The 801-nt window shown below is 48.7% G+C and carries 1 rRNA gene; it reads left to right on the forward strand.

Annotated features, from left to right (window positions below):
• Positions 1–180: 180 nt before the first annotated feature.
• Positions 181–801: ribosomal RNA gene (locus tag ACXIZN_RS43210) — 23S ribosomal RNA — on the forward strand; the annotation flags it as partial.

Below are 801 nucleotides of genomic sequence, written 5' to 3' on the forward strand. Positions count from 1 at the left end.
CTTCAGAGTGTTCCTGAAAAGGTGCACTGCGAAGTTTTGCTCTTTAAAAATCTGGATCAAGCTGAAAATTGAAACGACGCACTGTTTCCTTTCTCCGTAATAAGAAAGGAAAGACGGTGTGTTCGAGTCTCTCAAATTTTCACAACACGACCTGTTTTACGAAACAGCTTCGGGTTGTGAGGTTAAGCGACTAAGCGTACACGGTGGATGCCCTGGCAGTCAGAGGCGATGAAGGACGTGCTAATCTGCGATAAGCGTCGGTAAGGTGATATGAACCGTTATAACCGGCGATTTCCGAATGGGGAAACCCAGTGTGATTCGTCACACTATCGTTAAGTGAATACATAGCTTAACGAAGCGAACCGGGGGAACTGAAACATCTAAGTACCCCGAGGAAAAGAAATCAACCGAGATTCCCCCAGTAGCGGCGAGCGAACGGGGAGCAGCCCAGAACCTGAATCAGTTTGTGTGTTAGTGGAAGCGTCTGGAAAGTCGCAGGGTACAGGGTGATACTCCCGTACACTAAAATGCACATTCTGTGAGTTCGAAGAGTAGGGCGGGACACGTGGTATCCTGTCTGAATATGGGGGGACCATCCTCCAAGGCTAAATACTCCTGACTGACCGATAGTGAACCAGTACCGTGAGGGAAAGGCGAAAAGAACCCCGGCGAGGGGAGTGAAACAGAACCTGAAACCGTGTACGTACAAGCAGTGGGAGCCTCTTTTATGGGGTGACTGCGTACCTTTTGTATAATGGGTCAGCGACTTATATTCTGTAGCAAGGTTAACCGTATAGGGGA

Source organism: Amycolatopsis sp. TRM77291 (assembly GCF_054166285.1).